This is a genomic window from Rhodococcus pseudokoreensis, from assembly GCF_017068395.1.
GTDB classification, from domain to species: Bacteria; Actinomycetota; Actinomycetes; order Mycobacteriales; family Mycobacteriaceae; genus Rhodococcus_F; species Rhodococcus_F pseudokoreensis.
In genome coordinates, this window is the sequence record NZ_CP070619.1 from 5,778,943 (window position 1) to 5,795,101 (window position 16,159).

The 16,159-nt window shown below is 68.8% G+C and carries 12 protein-coding genes; 10 read left to right on the forward strand and 2 right to left on the reverse strand.

The features are described 5' to 3' along the window. The first annotated feature begins 178 nt into the window (after window positions 1–178). The 10 genes from JWS13_RS31575 to JWS13_RS31620 all read left to right on the forward strand — a co-directional run bounded on the left by JWS13_RS31575 (window position 179) and on the right by JWS13_RS31620 (window position 11,197). Window positions 179–1,153 carry an LLM class flavin-dependent oxidoreductase gene (locus JWS13_RS31575; protein WP_206011820.1) on the forward strand — a complete coding sequence of 325 codons (975 nt, stop codon included), beginning with the start codon at window positions 179–181 and terminating at the stop codon, window positions 1,151–1,153. Between the two features lie 113 nt (window positions 1,154–1,266). Next, the gene (locus tag JWS13_RS31580) at window positions 1,267–2,283 is read left to right on the forward strand and encodes a LacI family DNA-binding transcriptional regulator (RefSeq protein ID WP_206009263.1); all 1,017 of its coding nucleotides are present in this window, start codon (window positions 1,267–1,269) and stop codon (window positions 2,281–2,283) included. Then, complete coding sequence (locus tag JWS13_RS31585; RefSeq protein ID WP_206009264.1) at window positions 2,284–3,288, forward strand: 2-hydroxyacid dehydrogenase; 1,005 nt, start codon at window positions 2,284–2,286, stop codon at window positions 3,286–3,288. Next, window positions 3,285–4,502, forward strand: coding sequence for a D-mannonate dehydratase ManD (manD, locus tag JWS13_RS31590; protein ID WP_206009265.1), 1,218 nt, complete (start codon window positions 3,285–3,287; stop codon window positions 4,500–4,502). The genes JWS13_RS31585 and manD overlap by 4 nt, the downstream gene beginning before the upstream one ends. A 5-nt stretch (window positions 4,503–4,507) precedes the next feature. Beyond that, on the forward strand, window positions 4,508–6,040 hold the full coding sequence (locus JWS13_RS31595; protein ID WP_206009266.1) for a mannitol dehydrogenase family protein: 1,533 nt from the start codon (window positions 4,508–4,510) through the stop codon (window positions 6,038–6,040). 50 nt (window positions 6,041–6,090) lie between these two features. Further along, on the forward strand, window positions 6,091–7,470 hold the full coding sequence (locus JWS13_RS31600; protein WP_206009267.1) for an MFS transporter: 1,380 nt from the start codon (window positions 6,091–6,093) through the stop codon (window positions 7,468–7,470). Beyond that, complete coding sequence (locus JWS13_RS31605) at window positions 7,467–8,081, forward strand: bifunctional 4-hydroxy-2-oxoglutarate aldolase/2-dehydro-3-deoxy-phosphogluconate aldolase (RefSeq protein WP_206009268.1); 615 nt, start codon at window positions 7,467–7,469, stop codon at window positions 8,079–8,081. The genes JWS13_RS31600 and JWS13_RS31605 overlap by 4 nt, the downstream gene beginning before the upstream one ends. Further along, window positions 8,081–9,019, forward strand: a complete 939-nt coding sequence (locus tag JWS13_RS31610; protein ID WP_206009269.1) for a sugar kinase — start codon at window positions 8,081–8,083, stop codon at window positions 9,017–9,019. Before JWS13_RS31605 ends, JWS13_RS31610 begins: the two co-directional genes overlap by 1 nt. 35 nt (window positions 9,020–9,054) lie before the next feature. After that, complete coding sequence (locus JWS13_RS31615) at window positions 9,055–10,125, forward strand: L-idonate 5-dehydrogenase (protein ID WP_206009270.1); 1,071 nt, start codon at window positions 9,055–9,057, stop codon at window positions 10,123–10,125. A gap of 88 nt (window positions 10,126–10,213) precedes the next feature. After that, window positions 10,214–11,197: an MDR family oxidoreductase gene (locus JWS13_RS31620; RefSeq protein ID WP_206009271.1), complete on the forward strand. Its 984-nt coding sequence runs from the start codon at window positions 10,214–10,216 to the stop codon at window positions 11,195–11,197. A gap of 32 nt (window positions 11,198–11,229) precedes the next feature. Here the strand turns inward: JWS13_RS31620 and JWS13_RS31625 are convergent, their stop codons facing one another. Continuing rightward, window positions 11,230–14,451 carry an acetyl-CoA carboxylase family protein gene (locus JWS13_RS31625; RefSeq protein ID WP_206009272.1) on the reverse strand — a complete coding sequence of 1,074 codons (3,222 nt, stop codon included), beginning with the start codon at window positions 14,449–14,451 and terminating at the stop codon, window positions 11,230–11,232. Next, on the reverse strand, window positions 14,448–16,157 hold the full coding sequence (locus JWS13_RS31630) for an AMP-binding protein (protein WP_206009273.1): 1,710 nt from the start codon (window positions 16,155–16,157) through the stop codon (window positions 14,448–14,450). The genes JWS13_RS31625 and JWS13_RS31630 overlap by 4 nt, the downstream gene beginning before the upstream one ends. Between the last annotated feature and the right edge of the window lie 2 nt (window positions 16,158–16,159).

Genomic DNA, 16,159 nt, shown 5'->3' on the forward strand with positions numbered 1-16,159 from the left:
AGTGTCCGGAACCGCCTCCGTGCTGCCCACCACTGACCTCCCGACGACCGTTGAACTTCGTGCGCGACAGTATGGCAGCGGCCCGGCCGTGACGCCTCATCGACTCGGCCGCTGCTGTGACGTTTCGCCTGCTGGCCTCCGGGGAAATATGCGCACCGCGGCGGCCGTTGCGTCCAAGGTGAAGCTGTCGATTCTGGACCGGTCCCGCACGCGCCGGGGTGCGCCCGACTCTGCCGCGCTGACCGGGACGATCGAGCGGGCGGTGCACGCCGAACACCTCGGATTCGAGCGGTTCTGGGTGGCCGAGCACCACGCCGTGCCGGGCATCGCGAGCGGGTCGCCGCCCGTGCTGCTCGCGGCCCTCGGCGCCCGCACCAGCCGGATCCGGCTGGGCTCGGGTGGTGTGATGCTGCCGAACCACCAGCCGTTGGTGGTGGCCGAACAGTTCCTCATGCTCGAGGCCATGTACCCGGGCCGCATCGACCTGGGGGTCGGACGGTCCCTCGGATTCACGAAGCCGGTGCGGGAGGCACTGCGACGCGACCGCAACGCCCCCGACACGTTCGCGGACGACCTCGACGAGGTGCGGAACTACCTCGAGGGCAAGGCCGCCGTGACGGCCCGGCCCCAGGTGACGAACCCGCCGCCGATGTTCGTTCTCGCGACCCGCCGCGGACTCGACTTCGCCGCGAAGGCCGGTCTGCCGGTGGTGGTCGGCGGTCCGATCCTCCACGGGGTGGGCGCGCGCATCCCGGAACTCGACCGGTACCGCGACAGCTTCGTCCCCTCCGCCGCACACCGGGACCCGTACGTGATGATCTCGCTCGAGGTCATGATCGCCGAGAACGACGACCGGGCCCGCGAACTGCTGCTCCCGGAGGCGTGGGCACTGGCGCAATCGAGCCGGACCGGCGAGTTCCCGCCGCTCGAATCGGTCGCGGACATCCGCACTCAGCCCTGGACCCCGCGGCTGCGGGAACAGGTCGACACCACGATCGCGTCGTCGATCCACGGCGACGCCGACCAGGTGAGGGTCGCGCTCGACGCGCTGAGGGCACGCACCGGCGCCAACGAACTCCTGGCCTCGACATCCACGTTCGACCGGGACGCGCTGTTCGAATCCGATCGGCTGTTGTCACTCCTGGACGTGTGAACCCGCACGACGCACAACAGTTACCGCAAGTCTTGCGCAAGTATTGACAACCTTGCGCAAGTCGGTGGATAGTGTGTGTCGGCAGTCACAACGAACAGCGAGGCGGTAGCACCGTGGCACCCACCTTGACCGAGGTCGCTCAACGCGCAGGGGTATCCCTGTCCACCGCATCGCGGGCGTTCAGTGCCCCGGACCGGATCGGACCGGACACTCTCGCGCGGATCATCGCGGCCGCCGACGAGATCGGCTACCGGGCGGCGTCGCCGACGCGCAACGACGCCGTGAGGCCGACGGCCACCACAGTCGCTGTCGTGGTGCCCGACATCGGGCACACGGTGTTCGCGAGTTTCGTGAAGGCGGCGCAGGCTCAGGGGTGGCACCGGCGGCAGACCGTGCTCCTCACCGACACGGACGGCAGCGCAGATCGTGAGCGTGAGGTCCTCGGCGAATTGCAGGGTCGCGTCGACGCACTCGTCGTCTGCGCGCCGCGACTGCCCGCGTCCGACATCGTGCAACTCGCCGGCGACACCCCGCTGGTGCTCGTCAACCGGTCTTCGCCCGAATGCGATTGCATCGTGGCGGATTCCGAGGACGGTCTCCGTCAGACCATCGACTACCTGGTCGCACTCGGGCACGAACACCTCGCCTACGTCCAGGGCTCGCCGCAGTCCTGGTCGAATCAGCGTCGCGTCGCCGCGGTCGAGGAATTCTGCAAGTCCCGCGATGTGCAGCTGAGCCTGCTCGGCTGGCAGCAGGAGACCCTCGCGGGTGGTCATGCCGCGGCCGCGAGTGTGATCGCGACCGGTGCGAGTGCCGTGATCACTCACAACGATCCGATGGCGATCGGTGTGATGAACGGCGTCCGCGCAATGGGCTTTTCGGTCCCGGACGACCTGAGCGTCGTCGGCATCGACGACTCACCGCTGGCCGAGCTCGCCAACCCCGCGCTCACGAGTGTCAACGTGCCGATGGCGAGAGCCGGCGTGCTGAGTCTCGACCTGGTGTACCAGCGCGCAAGCGAACCGGATTCCGACGTCCGCGAACTTCACCTCCCCACACAACTTGTCGTCCGTGCGTCGGCCGGACCGGCGCACGATCGGGTGTTTCGCCCCGGAAAAGAGAGCCGTTAGATGAAAATCGTTGTTGCCGACAGTAATCTGATCCCACACCGGGCGCGGTTCGATGCCGCGGTTCCCGCAGGATCGCAACTGTCCTGGCACGGCAGCTTCGACGAGGCCGCCCTGATCGAGGATCTGCGCGACGCCGACGTGTACGTCGGGGGAAAGTTCACGCCGTCGATGGCGTCGTCCGCGACCACGCTGCGCCTCGTCCACGTCGCCGGCGCCGGCACGGACAACATCTCGTTCGACGCCCTGGCCCCCGACGTGCTGGTGGCGAACACCTTCCATCACGAGCAGTCGATCGCGGAGTACGTCGTGGCGGCCGCGGTGATGCTTCGGCGCGGCTTCGTCGCCCAGGACGCGGCCCTGCGGCGCGGGGTGTGGGCGACGTCGGTCTACGACGACCGCCTCACGCAGTCGAATTCACTGCAGGGTGCGCGAGTGGGTTTCGTCGGTTTCGGTCACATCGGCAACGCCGCGTGGAATCTGTTCCGGGCATTCGGCGCGAGGGGAGCGGCCGTGACCGGCCGGGGCAACGTCGATGCGACGGGTGAGGGGTTGGCCTGGGCGGCCGACGTGTCCCAACTCGAGCGCCTGCTCGCCGAGTCCGACGTGGTCGTGGTGTCCGCACCGCTCGACGACCGGACACGGGGCATGATCGGCGCCGGGGAATTGCGTGCGCTCGGCAGCGACGGTGTGCTGGTGAACGTGGGCCGCGGACCTCTCGTCCAGGAGCAGGCACTGTTCGACGCGCTGTCCTCGTCGATCATCGCGGCCGCGGCCATCGACGTCTGGTACGACTATCCCGGAGCCGACGGTCGACGTGCGCCCAGTGCCCTCCCGTTCTCCGAACTCCCCAACATCATGATGACGCCGCATTCTTCCGGAGTGTCGCGGCAGACGTTCCTCGGCCGCGTCGACGACATCACCGACAACATCACCCGACTCGCACGCGGGGAGCAGTTGCGCAACGTCGTCGCTCCCGCCGTCGGAGCGAAAGGATCACCGGCATGACCGACAAGATCATCGCCGCGGACGTGCTTGTCTGCAGCCCCACCCGCAACTTCGTCACCCTGAAGATCACCACCGCCGACGGCGTCGTCGGCTACGGTGACGCGACACTGAACGGCCGCGAACTGTCCGTCGCGTCGTATCTGCGAGACCACGTCGCTCCCTTGCTGATCGGACGGGACGCGACCCGGATCGAGGACACCTGGCAGTACCTCTACCGTGGGGTGTACTGGCGCCGCGGGCCGGTCACGATGGCCGCGATCGGCGCCGTCGACGTGGCGCTCTGGGACATCAAGGGCAAGACGCTCGGCCAGCCCGTCTACCAGTTGCTCGGCGGTGCCGTGCGTGACCGCGTCCTGTCGTACACCCACGCCACCGGGTGGGACGTGCCCGCGCTGCTCGACTCCGTCGATGCCAAGCGGGAGAAGGGCTTTCAGGCGATTCGTGTGCAGTCCGGGGTGCCCGGGCTCGAATCGGTCTACGGCGTGCACAAGGGGGCGGCGGGATACGAGCCCGCGAGCCGCGGCGCACTCCCGGTCGAAGAGGTGTGGGACACGGACGCCTACCTCAATCATGTGCCCGGGGTACTCGCGGCGGTCCGGGACCACGTCGGCCCCGACCTCAAGTTGCTGCACGACGCCCACCATCGACTCACCCCGCAGCAGGCCGCGCGGCTGGGCAAATCGCTCGAGCCCGTGAATCTGTTCTGGCTCGAGGACGTCACGCCGGCCGAGAACCAGGACGCGTTACGTCTGGTGCGCAACCACACCACGACGCCCCTGGCGATCGGCGAGGTCTTCAACACGATCTGGGATTGCCAGCACCTGATCACCGAGCAACTGATCGACTTCATTCGCGTGGCGATCGTCCACGCCGGCGGAATCAGCCACGTCCGCAAAATATTTGCGCTCGCCGAGGTGTATCAGGTGCGAGGCGGACCGCACGGACCGTCGGACGTCTCACCCATCTCCCTGGGCGCGAGCCTGCATCTCGGACTGGCGACGCCGAACTTCGGAATCCAGGAGTACATGGGCTACGACCCGCTGGTCAGCGAGGTCTTCCCGCACGCGTGGTCGTTCGCGGACGGCCACCTCACCCCGGGTGACGCACCGGGTGTCGGAGTGACGATGAACGAGGAACTCGCGGCGAAGTATCCCTACGAACAGGCCTACCTCCCGGTCGCCCGGCGCCGCGACGGCTCCATGACGGATTGGTGACGAGCATGACCGAACACCCACTCTCACGCCGAAACGTTCCAGCCGCGGCACTGATCCACCGGCGGGTGCCGGAAGGCACCGGGATCGTGCACCTGGGGCTCGGCAACTTCCACCGCGCCCACCAGGCCGTCTACACCGCGCTGGCAATGGAACGCGAACCCGGGCCGTGGGGGATCCTCGGTGTGGCGAGCCGGTCGAGCGCCGTCGCCGATGCGATGACCGCGCAGGACCTGCTCTACAGCGTCGTCGAGATCTCGCCCGGTGGATCGCGTGTCAGTGTTCCCGGCTCCCACACCGGGACCGTGGTGGCCGAACAGGATCCGGAGTCCGTCGTCCACGCGATCGCGGATCCGGCAACGAAGATCGTGACCATCACCGTGACCGAACACGGGTACACCGTGTCGCCCGAGACCGGATCCCTCGACCTCGACTCCGACGCCGTCCGGCGTGATCTCGCCGAGTCCTCGACGCCGCGCACGACGATCGGGCAGATCGCCCGCGCGCTGGCCCTGCGGGCGAGCACGCACGGCACCCCGATCACCATCCTCAGCTGCGACAACCTACTGGCCAACGGGCGGCAGACCGAACGGCTCGTGCGCGAGTTCGTCGGCACCTTCAGGGCGCCGCTCCGTGACGAGGTACTGGGCTGGATGGATGCGTCCGTGACGTTCCCCAATTCGATGGTCGACCGCATCGTGCCTTCCAGTTCGGACCGATACAACGAGACGGCCCTGACGCACCTCGGCGTGCGGGACACGATCGCCGTCCCCGCCGAACCGTTCACGATGTGGGTGATGGAGGAGAAGTTCGCCGCCGGCCGTCCCGCCTGGGAGCACGGCGGCGCGCTGTTCACCGACGACGTCGAGCCGTACGAGCTGATGAAGGTCCGGCTGCTCAACGGGACGCATTCGCTCATCGCGTACCTCGGTGCACTCGACGGGTGTGCCACCATCCCGGAGTCCGTGGCACGACCGTTCGTCGAGGACGCGGCGCGCCGCATCCTGCGCGACGAATACCTGCCGACAGTCACCGTTCCCGAAGCGGTCGACACGGACGACTACATCCGGCAACTCTTTTCGCGTTGGTCCAATACCGCTCTGGGACACCGGACCTCGCAGGTCGGCTCCGACGGATCGGTCAAATTGGCGCAGCGTATCCCGATCCCCGCACTCGAACACCTCGGCCGCGGTGACGTCCCGCAGTTCCTTGCTCTGACCGTGGCGGCGTATCTCGCCTGCATCGCCCCGCTGCCTGGTTTCGAACCCGGCCCACACGCCCGATCCATGACCGACCCCGCTCGACCGCGCCTGGCAGGAATGGCCGACAACGCCGCTTCCACTACAGAATTCGTTCGCTCCGTCTTTGTCGACGGAGGCCTGTTTCCCAGCGTCCTCGCTACGCACACCGAGTTCGTCTCGCGGATTGCGGACTTCGTCGACATCATCGTCCGCCACGGGCCGGCTGTCGCCGCCGGTGAAGCATCCGCCCCGGTCCCGGACCTCGGCGCGATCACGCTGCAGTCCAGGGCGACCATCTGACTTTCTCACCCCCTGCCCGGAATTTCCGGGAACCACCAATGGAGGAATCCATGGACACTACACTCGACCCCACGGTGAACCCGAAAACACCCGGCCGCGCAGGCGGTACACCCCAGGCAGACCCGTCCGCGGTCCGCCGGGCGGCGTGGGCGGGACTCATCGGCACAACACTCGAGCAGTACGACTTCGTCATCTACGGCACCGCCTCGGCGCTGATCTTCAACACACTGTTCTTTCCGAACATCTCGCCCGCGGCGGGCATCCTCGCGAGCTTCAGCGCCTACGCCGTCGGGTTCCTCGCCCGACCGCTCGGCGGCCTGTTCTTCTCGCGCTACGGCGAGCGTCTCGGCCGCAAATGGGTGCTCGTCGCGACCCTGATGCTGATGGGCGGCGCAACACTGGGTATCGGTCTGCTGCCCACCTACAGTCAGGTCGGACTTCTCGCACCCGCTCTCCTCGTCGCCTGCCGATTCTTCCAGGGATTCGGTGCGGGAGCCGAACAGTCCGGTGGTGCAACCCTTCTGACGGAGACGGCGCAGATAGGCAAGAGAGGCCGGCTCGCCGCCCTGGTGATGACCGGGGCCGCGCTGGGCACGGCTCTCGGCGCAGTCGCGTGGATCGCCGCGCAGCTCCTGCCGGAAGAACAGCTCATGTCCTGGGGTTGGCGTCTCGTCTTCATCAGCAGCCTGCTCGTCACCATCGCCGCGTTCGTCATCCGCCGCAAATTGACCGAGAGCCCGGTGTTCCAGGAACTCAAGGAACAGCACCAGGTTCCGAAGACACCCGTCAAGGAAATCTTCGCGAACGGCAAAAAGCCGCTGTTCATCGTCATGTTCATGACGATCGGCATCAGCGCGCAGTCGTACACCTATCAGGTCTTCATGGCGTCGTACCTCAAGAACGACGTGCACGTCGACCCCACCTTCATTCCCAAGGTGCTCCTGGTCGGGGCCATCTGCGGCGGCATCGCGGCGTACGGGTTCGGTCGTCTGTCCGATCGGGTGGGCCGCAAGCCGGTGTACCTCTCGATCGTGATCGCGCTCATCATCCTGCCCGTGCCGACGTTCCTGGCCCTGAACACCGGCTCACACCTGTTGATCACGCTGGCGATGATCGTCGGCTTCATCCTCGCCTGCCAGGGCGCGGTCGGTGTCACCATGAGCTACTTCCCGGAAATCTTCGGCTCCCGCTACCGCTACGCCGGCGTCACTCTCGGACGTGAATTCGCGTCGATCTTCGGCGGCGGAGTCGCGCCACTGATCTGCGCGGCCCTCGTCACGGCGTTTTCCGGCTCCTGGATCCCCGTCGCGGTCTACATGATCGTGATGGCCGTGACCGTTCTGATCGCCTCGACGATGGCACCGGAAACCCGCGACCGCGACCTCACGCTGGCCGCCAACGCCACCGACCGTGAGGTGACGGCGGCATGACCTCCTCCGTCATCGCAGTGCTACGCGCCGCGCACGCCGACCGGTACGCCCCGGTGGTGACCGTCCTCGCCGAGAACGGAGTTCGTGCCGTCGAGCTGACGATGAGCACGCCGGGCACCCTCGACTCCCTGCGCAGCATCCGGCGCGACGCACCGGACGGCGTCGAGATCGGGGTCGGGACGGTCACCACCGTCGACCAGGCCCGCGCCGCCCTCGACATGGGTGCCGACTTCCTCGTGACACCGACCACCAACCTCGACGTCATCGCCACGGCCGTGCGTGCGGGCGTCCCGATCTACCCGGGCGGATTCACCCCGACCGAGCTGTGGAGCGGATGGAACGCGGGTGCGACAGCCGTGAAGGTGTTCCCGGCGTCGGTGGTCGGCCCGGAGTACATCGCGCACCTGCGCGGGCCCTTCCCCGACATCCAGGTCGTCCCCTCGGGCGGGGTGAGCATCGAGGACGTCCCCGCGTGGATCGCCGCCGGAGCGGCGGCGGTCAGCCTCGGCGGCCCGCTGATCGGGGACGCACTCCGCGGCGGGGACCTCGGTCAGCTGGCCGAACGATGCCGGCGCCTCACGGGCGTCGTGGCAGAACCGGCGGTCGCGTGATGACGGTACTGACGTTCGGCGAAACGATGGCACTCACCAGGGCGGTGGACACCGGTGCACTCGCCCACACGTCGACGCTGCACCTGGGAATCGGCGGGGCCGAAACGAACTTCGCGATCGCGCTACGACGGCTCGGTGCCGACGTCGCCTGGATCGGGCGCGTCGGCCGGGACAGCCTGGGTGACCTGGTCGAGCGTGAACTCCGGGCCGAGGGAATCACCGCCGACGTCATCCGCGACCCGGACGCTCCGACCGGACTGATGGTGAAGGAACGGCGAACCGCCACCGCCACCCGTGTCTGGTACTACCGGACCGGCAGCGCCGGGTCGCGGCTCACGATGTCGGACATCGCGGACGACCGGCTCGAGTCGGCGTCGCTGCTGCATGTCACCGGCATCACCCCGGCCTTGTCCGACAGCGCCAGGAAGACCACCCTGTACTGCGTCGAACGGGCACGCGCACTGGGCATTCCGGTGTCGTTCGATCTCAACTACCGTCGTGCGCTGTGGTCGCCGGAAGAAGCGGGTCCCGTCTTCCGCGAGCTGATAGCGTTGTCGGACATCGTCTTCGCCGGTGAGGACGAAGCCGCGATCGCGGTGGGCGGCGGCGCACCCGCAGAACTCGTCGCGCGTCTCCGCGACCTGGGTCCCCGCGAAATCATCCTGAAACTGGGAGACCAGGGGTGCCTGGCGATCGTCGACGGCGAGACGTACTCCCTGCCTGCGGTGCCGGTGAACGTCGTCGACTCCGTCGGGGCCGGAGACGGTTTCGTCGCCGGATACATCGCGGACCGCCTCGCGGGGGAGTCACCCGGCGACCGTTTGAAGACCGCTGTGACCGTGGGAGCCTTCGCGTGCACCGTGTCCGGCGACTGGGAGGGCATGCCGCGCAGGGACGAACTCGGACTCCTCACCACCGCGGAACCCGTCACCAGATGACAAGCTCCCATCTCCGACAGAACTGGACTTCACCGATGAACACCACCGAGACCACCGGCACGGACACCGTCGAGGTTCCGACGCACGCGCAGGCGGTCGTCGCCCACGGCGCGAACGACCTGCGCGTCGAGGACGTGCCGATCGCCGCACCGAAACGGGACGAAGCGGTGATCCGCATCGCCTACGGCGGAATCTGCGGATCCGACCTCCACTACTGGCAGCACGGCGCCGCAGGCGAGTCGATCCTCCGCGCACCGATGCGGCTCGGGCACGAGGCGTCGGGCACGGTGCTGATCGGCGCGACGGACGGCAGCGGTCCCCGCCCCGGCACCCCCGTCGCCATCCACCCCGCGACACCCGGCGGCGACAGTGCGACGTATCCCGCCGACCGCCCCAACATTTCCCCCGGGTGCACGTACCTGGGCAGTGCGGCGCACTTTCCGCACGCGGACGGGTTGTTCGTCAGCCACGTCGCCGTCCCCACCCGCATGCTGCGGGTCCTTCCGGACGCCCTCGATCTGCGGCTCGCCTCCCTGGCCGAGCCGGCGAGCGTGGCGTGGCACGCGGTCGCGCGGGCCGGGGACGTGACGGGCCGGTCGGTCCTGGTCATCGGTGCCGGGCCGATCGGCGCGCTCGTGGTGGCGGTACTGAAGCGAGCCGGCGCCGGGCAGATCACGGCGGTGGACATGCACGAGTACCCGCTGAAGATCGCGCGCGACGTGGGCGCGGACGTGACCCTGACGGCCACCGACACCGACGCGGTCGCGGCGGTCGGAGCAGACGTCACCATCGAATGCTCCGGCAACCACCGCGGCCTGTCGTCGGCGATCCACGGGACCGCGCGCGGCGGCCGGGTCGTGATGGTCGGACTGCTTCCTTCCGGTGACCAGCCGGTACCCGTCTCGATCGCGATCACCCGGGAACTGGACCTGGTCGGTTCGTTCCGGTTCAACGACGAGATCGACGAGGTCGTGGCCGCTCTCGCCGACGGCTCGCTGGCGGTCGATCCGATCATCACGGCCGAGTACGACGTGGCCGACGCGCTCACCGCGTTCGCGTCGGCCAGGGACGCGTCGTCGTCGAGCAAGGTTCTCCTCCGGTTCTGATCCCGGGATCCTCGCCCCGGCATCGTCGACGCGGCGCAGTTGTCGCATGATGGACTCGACGCACCCCCGAGGTCAGGAGAGCAAGCTGATGAAGGAATTCACCGCCTGGATCGCGCGCGAGAACGAGGGCGCCATCGGCCTCTCCGAGGAGACGGTCGACGAATCGTTCCTGCCGCAGGGCGAGGTCACGATCCAGGTCGAGTACTCCAGCGTGAACTTCAAGGATGCTCTGGCGCTGACGCCGAAGGGCGGAGTGGTGCGCGAATACCCCATCGTGCCCGGCATCGACGTGGCGGGCACGGTCGCCGAGTCGCAGTCGCCGGAGTTCGCGGTCGGTGACAAGGTCGTCGCCCACGGCTACGACATCGGAACCGCCCGGCACGGCGGGTACGCGCAGTTCGCCCGCGTCCCGGCCGACTGGGTGGTGAAACTCGACGGCATGTCCACCCGCACCGCCGCCGCGATCGGGACCGCCGGTTTCACGGCCGCGATGAGCGTCGAGGCACTGCAGTCCCGCGGCGTCGAGCCGGGCAACGGCCCGGTGCTCGTGACCGGGGCGAGCGGCGGCGTCGGCACCGTCGCCGTCGACCTGCTGTCGGCGGCCGGCTTCGAGGTGGTCGCGTCGAGCGGAAAGCCGGAGAAGGCGGAATTGCTCACCCAGCTGGGCGCGAGCAAGGTGATCGGACGCCTCCCCGAACCCGACACGAAACCGCGTCCCCTCGGCAAGGCCCAGTGGGCCGCCGCGGTCGACTGCGTCGGCGGCGCCACCCTCGCCCACGTGCTCAGCACCATCGAATACGGCGGCGCCGTGGCGGCGAGCGGACTGACCGGCGGACCGAAGCTGGAGACCACGGTCCTGCCGTTCATCCTGCGCGGCGTCAGCCTGCTCGGGATCGACTCGGTGCAGTACCCGATCGACCAGCGGCGCCGCCTGTGGGGCCGCCTCGCGTCCGACCTCGCACCCAGCCGCCTCGAGTCGATCACCCACGAGGTCCCGATCGCCGACGTCGTGTCGGTGATCGACCAGGTGCGGGCGGGCACGTGGTCGGGTCGTGCGCTGACGCGCCTGTGAGTACTTATTAACCTGCGGCGGTTAATAAGTGCTCACGGGCGGCGGAGCCGCACGATCCAGGCGCGGGTATCGGCCGGGTCGATCACGTCGTCGAGTTCGAAGATCGTCGCCGCGTTGAGTGCCTTCCCGTGCTGGTAGGCGGCGTCAACGAGTTGCGTGAACGCCGCGTCCCGCTCGGCGGGGTCGCCCAGCGCCTCGAGTTCCTTCCGGAACCCGAGGCGCACCGCGCCTTCGAGGCCCATGGCGCCGATCTCGCCGGTGGGCCACGCGACCGTGAACTCGGACGCGTGGAAGGAGCCGCCCGCCATGGCCATCGCCCCGAGGCCGTACCCCTTGCGCAGGATGACGGTTCCGTACGGCACGGTCATCTGCGCGCCGGTGATGAACAGCTTACCGAACCTGCGGACCGTGGCCTCCTTCTCCGAGTCCGGGCCGACCATGAATCCCGGTGTGTCACACAGCGAGACCACCGGCAGGCCGAACGATTCGCACAACTCCAGGAAGTGAGCCATCTTGTCGGCCGCGACCGCGTCGATCGCACCGCCGAGGTGATGACTGCTGTTCGCGACCAACCCGTACGGTGCCCCCTCGACCCGGATCAGCGCGGTGACGATCCCGACGCCGTGGTCGCGGCGTAGCTCGAGGACCGAGCCGACGTCGGCGATCGCGTCCACCGCACTGCGAACGTCGTAGGCGCGCAACCGGTTCTCCGGGACGACGTGACGGGCCAGCCGCTCGTCGGGGGCTTCCCAGTCGGGGAGCACCCCCTGGAAGTACGACAGGTACGTCTTCGCCAATTCGACGGCATGCGCCTCGTCGCGGGCGAGCAGATCGATCACGCCGTTGCGCCGCTGCACGTCCACCGGACCGATGTCTTCCGGCCGGTACACACCCAGCCCGCCGCCCTCGACCATGGCCGGACCGCCCATGCCGATGTTGGCGTCTGGGGTGGCGATCAGGACGTCGCAGACCCCGGCGAGGGCGGCGTTGCCCGCGAAGCAGCGGCCGGACACGACCGACACCAGCGGCACCTTCCCGTTCAGCGCCGCCAGCGACCGGAAGGTGTTCAGGTCCAGGCCCGCGGCGGGCCCGGCGTCGGTGTCGCCGGGACGCCCGCCGCCGCCCTCGGCGAACAGGACGACCGGAACCTGTTTGTGCCCTGCGAGTTCGATCACCCGGTCCGTCTTGGCGTGGTTCCGCATGCCCTGGGTTCCGGCGAGCACCGTGTAGTCGTACGACAGCACCACCGCCTGCGCGTTCTGCGGACCGAACACGTCCCCGTTGATCGCGGCGAGGCCGGCGATCAGGCCGTCCGCCGGGGTGTTCTCGATCAGGTCCTGCTCGGAGCGGCGACTGCGCTGCGCCGCGAGGACGAGGGGTCCGTACTCGACGAAGCTGCCGGGGTCGACCAGATCCTCGATGTTGGCACGGGCGCTTCGCCTCCCGAGATTCGCCCGCTTCGCGATCGCGGCGGGCCGGGCGGCGTCGAGGGTGTATTCGTGGCGCTGCCGGATCTCCGCCAGATCGGCACGCTCACGATCGAGATCGACCCCGCTGTCGGCCACGTCGCCGGCCTCCGATCCGGTGCGGCGGATCACGACCAGTGGATCGCCGGCGTTGACGGTCTGCCCGGGCGACACCAGATTCCGCTCGACCACCGTGCCGGTGGGGGCGACGAGCACGTGCTGCATCTTCATCGCCTCGAGCACCACGAGTTGCGCACCCGGCGTCACGGCGGCCCCCTCGGCGGCAGACTCCACGACCGTCCCGGCCATGTGTGCACGCAGGACGTCCTCGCCGGCCCGCAACTCGAGCGTGTCCGACGCGACCTCCGCCGGATGATGCACATGCGCTGCGTCGACGAGGACACCCATCCGCTCCGCGAGATAGTCGGTGCCCACGAGGCCGTCGGCGAAGCCGGGATCCGTGAGAATCGCCCGCAGAAAGCCGATATTGGTGGGGACGCCCTCGACGACGAACTCGGCGAGCGCCGCATCCGCCTTGCGCGCCGCGGCCGAGAACGACTGCCCGCGTGCATGAACGATCACCTTCGCGAGGAGCGAGTCGTACCGCGGGCTCGGCGACAGCCCCGGCCGCCCGTAGGTGTCCACGCGCACCCCCGGTCCCGTCGGCGGCGAGAAGACGGACAGCGTGCCCGCGGCCGGAACGGCCTGACCGTCGGGGCGCATCGTCTCCATGTTCACCCGCGACTGGACGGCGATTCCCCGCGCGAGCGCGGGTGTGCCCGACGTGTCGAGCCCGACGGCGCCGACCCCGTCCGGCAGCGCCAGGTCCCGAAAGTCGGCTCCCCGCGCGATGTCGATCTGCACGGCGACGAGGTCGATTCCCGTCACCTCTTCGGTGACCGTGTGTTCCACCTGGATTCGCGGGTTGACCTCCAGGAACACGAATCCGTCCGGGGATACCAGGAATTCGACGGTGGCGAGTCCCCGGTAGCCGACACTGGCGCACAGCCGCGCCGCGGCCTCGTGGAGTTCGCTGCGCAGTCCGGGATCGAGCCCCTGCGCGGGTGCGATCTCGACGAGTTTCTGGTGGCGACGCTGCACGCTGCAGTCGCGGTCACCGACGGCGAGTGCCCGCGTCACGCCCGCCTGCGGTGCCGCGACCACCTGCACCTCGATGTGCCGGGCGCCCTCGAGCAGCGCCTCGGCGAACACTGCGGGATTGCCGAACCCGAGTTCCGCCTCCGACGCGCACGCCCGGTACGCCTCCTCGATCCGGTCCGCGCTGCGGACGGCACGGATGCCGCGGCCGCCGCCGCCCGCGAGTGCCTTGATCATGATGCCGCGCGGTTGTTCCGCGAAGAACGCGCGGACGCCGTCCAGGTCGGTGGGGCCGTTCGTCGCGGCGAGCACCGGAACCTTCGCGGCGACCGCGGCCTCGCGTGCCGACGACTTGTCGCCGAAGATGTCGAGTACCTCAGGGCTCGGACCCACGAACGTGAGTCCGGCGGCGGCGCAGGCGCGGGCGAAATCGGCGTTCTCGCTGAGGAACCCGTAACCGGGATGCACCGCCGTCGCACCGAACTCGGCGGCCGCGTCGAGGAGGGCGCGAGCGTCCAGGTACGCGGACGGTCCCGAGCCGCGCAGCGCGACCGCGTCGGTCGCCGCGCGCACGTGGGGGCTGTCCGCGTCGTCCTCCGCGTAGACGGCGACGGTGTCGACCGACATCTCCTCGGCCGAGCGGATGATGCGCAGCGCGATCTCGCCGCGATTGGCGACCAGCAGGGTCACTTGTACTCCTCGGCCAGGGCGAACAGGTCGGCCTTGCGGACCTTCCCCGTCGCCGTCATGGGTAGTGCGTCGAGTACCTCGACGGTGGGCACCTTGTAGGTCGCCATGTTCCGGGCGGCCCACTCCCGCAGTTCCTCACCCGACACCTGACGGTCGGGCAGGAGCTGGACGAACGCGAACGGCACCTGCCCCTTGCCCGGATCGGGTTTCGGGACGACCGCGGCCGACTGAATCGCCGGATGCAGCATGAGCAGTGCCTCCACCTCCGAGGGGAACACGCTCATCCCGTTGGTCTTGATCATCTCCTTGTTGCGGGCCAGATAGTGCAGTGCGCCTTTGTCGTTCAGCTTGCCGACGTCACCGGTGTGGAGCCATCCGCCGCGGAGTGCGTCGGCGGTGGCGTCGGGTTTGCCGTAGTAGCCGGTGAGCAGTGACGGACTGCGGACGATGATCTGCCCGGGCTGCCCCACCGGCACCGGAGCCCCGGCCTCGTCGACGACCAGCACGTCGGTGCCCGGAACCGGCAGCCCGCAGAAGACGGGTTCGCTGAGCAGATCCTCGTCGTCGGTCTGGAAGCCGAGCGTGATGGTGTCGGCGGTGTGCGTCTCCGTCATGCCGTAACTGGCTTCCCGGAGCACGTGCCCGGTCGCGTCGCGCCATCGGCCGCGGATCTCGGGGTCGAGTTTGAGCACGAACGACACGGCCATCGCGTTGCCGAGGGTGGAGAAGTTTCGCTCGGCGAAACCCGGCAGGTCCATCAGTTCGACGTAGTTGTCGACGGTGCCGACCATCGACGTCACACCGCGGCGCTCGACGAGGGTCGCCGCGGCGTCCGGGTCCCATCGGGTGAGCAGGACGACGGTGCCGCCGTTGATCAGCGGATCGAGGATGCCGAAGTCCTCGCCGGCGATCCAGAAGACGGGCAGGAACCCGAGGACGACCGGGGGAGCCTCGCCCACCTGCCTGCCCCCGGCCAGTGTCGCGGTGGCGGCGGTGTACACCATGTGTGCCTGAGTGTGTTTGCAGCCCTTCGGCATCCCGGTGGTGCCGCCGGTGTAGTTCAGCGCCGCGAGCGCGTCGGGATCCATCGGGATCGGATCGGCGCGAGGCGATTCCATGATCCCCGCCCAGTCGGTGGGCCCGGACGCGGTGGGGAACGGCGGTGTGACGCAGGGTTCGGCGGGCAGCAGGTCCGACAGGGCCGTGACCGCGACGTGCCGCAGCGCCGACTCGCCGCGCACGGATTCGACCATGTCCGCGAACGAATCCTGGGTCAGCAGAATCTCCACGCCGGCGTCACCGAGTTCGTAGGCGAGTTCGTGCTCACGGAACAACGGGTTGATCGGGACGTGGACCGCACCGATCTTCAGGATCCCCAGCATCGCGATGTGGAATTGAGGGCAGTTGGCCAGGTGGACGCCGATGCGGTCGCCTGCCGACGCGCCCCGCTGCCGCAGCCAGCCGGCGAAGCGGTCCGACAGTTCGTCGAGTTCGGCATAGGTGATGTCGCGGCCGTAGAAGTCGATCGCGACGGTGTGCGGTCGCTGCATCGCCCAGTGCCGCAGATAGTCGATCACGGTGCGGCCCTCGATCGGGTACTCGACGGACCGCGGAACCTCCGGTGGCCACGCGGCGTCCTGGAGTTCGCGTATCTCGGCGAGGGCCGATTCCAGTGCCGTGGGGTCACTCGAAGGCGAAGTGGGCATAC

What these genes read in the sequence shown, in the direction of transcription:
- manD (WP_206009265.1), top strand. Translation starts at nt 3,285, where the DNA reads ATGACCGACAAGATCATCGCCGCGGACGTGCTTGTCTGCAGCCCCACC.
- JWS13_RS31585 (WP_206009264.1), top strand. Translation starts at nt 2,284, where the DNA reads ATGAAAATCGTTGTTGCCGACAGTAATCTGATCCCACACCGGGCGCGG.
- JWS13_RS31610 (WP_206009269.1), top strand. Translation starts at nt 8,081, where the DNA reads ATGACGGTACTGACGTTCGGCGAAACGATGGCACTCACCAGGGCGGTG.
- JWS13_RS31620 (WP_206009271.1), top strand. Translation starts at nt 10,214, where the DNA reads ATGAAGGAATTCACCGCCTGGATCGCGCGCGAGAACGAGGGCGCCATC.
- JWS13_RS31600 (WP_206009267.1), top strand. Translation starts at nt 6,091, where the DNA reads ATGGACACTACACTCGACCCCACGGTGAACCCGAAAACACCCGGCCGC.
- JWS13_RS31605 (WP_206009268.1), top strand. Translation starts at nt 7,467, where the DNA reads ATGACCTCCTCCGTCATCGCAGTGCTACGCGCCGCGCACGCCGACCGG.
- JWS13_RS31615 (WP_206009270.1), top strand. Translation starts at nt 9,055, where the DNA reads ATGAACACCACCGAGACCACCGGCACGGACACCGTCGAGGTTCCGACG.
- JWS13_RS31595 (WP_206009266.1), top strand. Translation starts at nt 4,508, where the DNA reads ATGACCGAACACCCACTCTCACGCCGAAACGTTCCAGCCGCGGCACTG.
- JWS13_RS31630 (WP_206009273.1), bottom strand. Translation starts at nt 16,157, where the DNA reads ATGCCCACTTCGCCTTCGAGTGACCCCACGGCACTGGAATCGGCCCTC.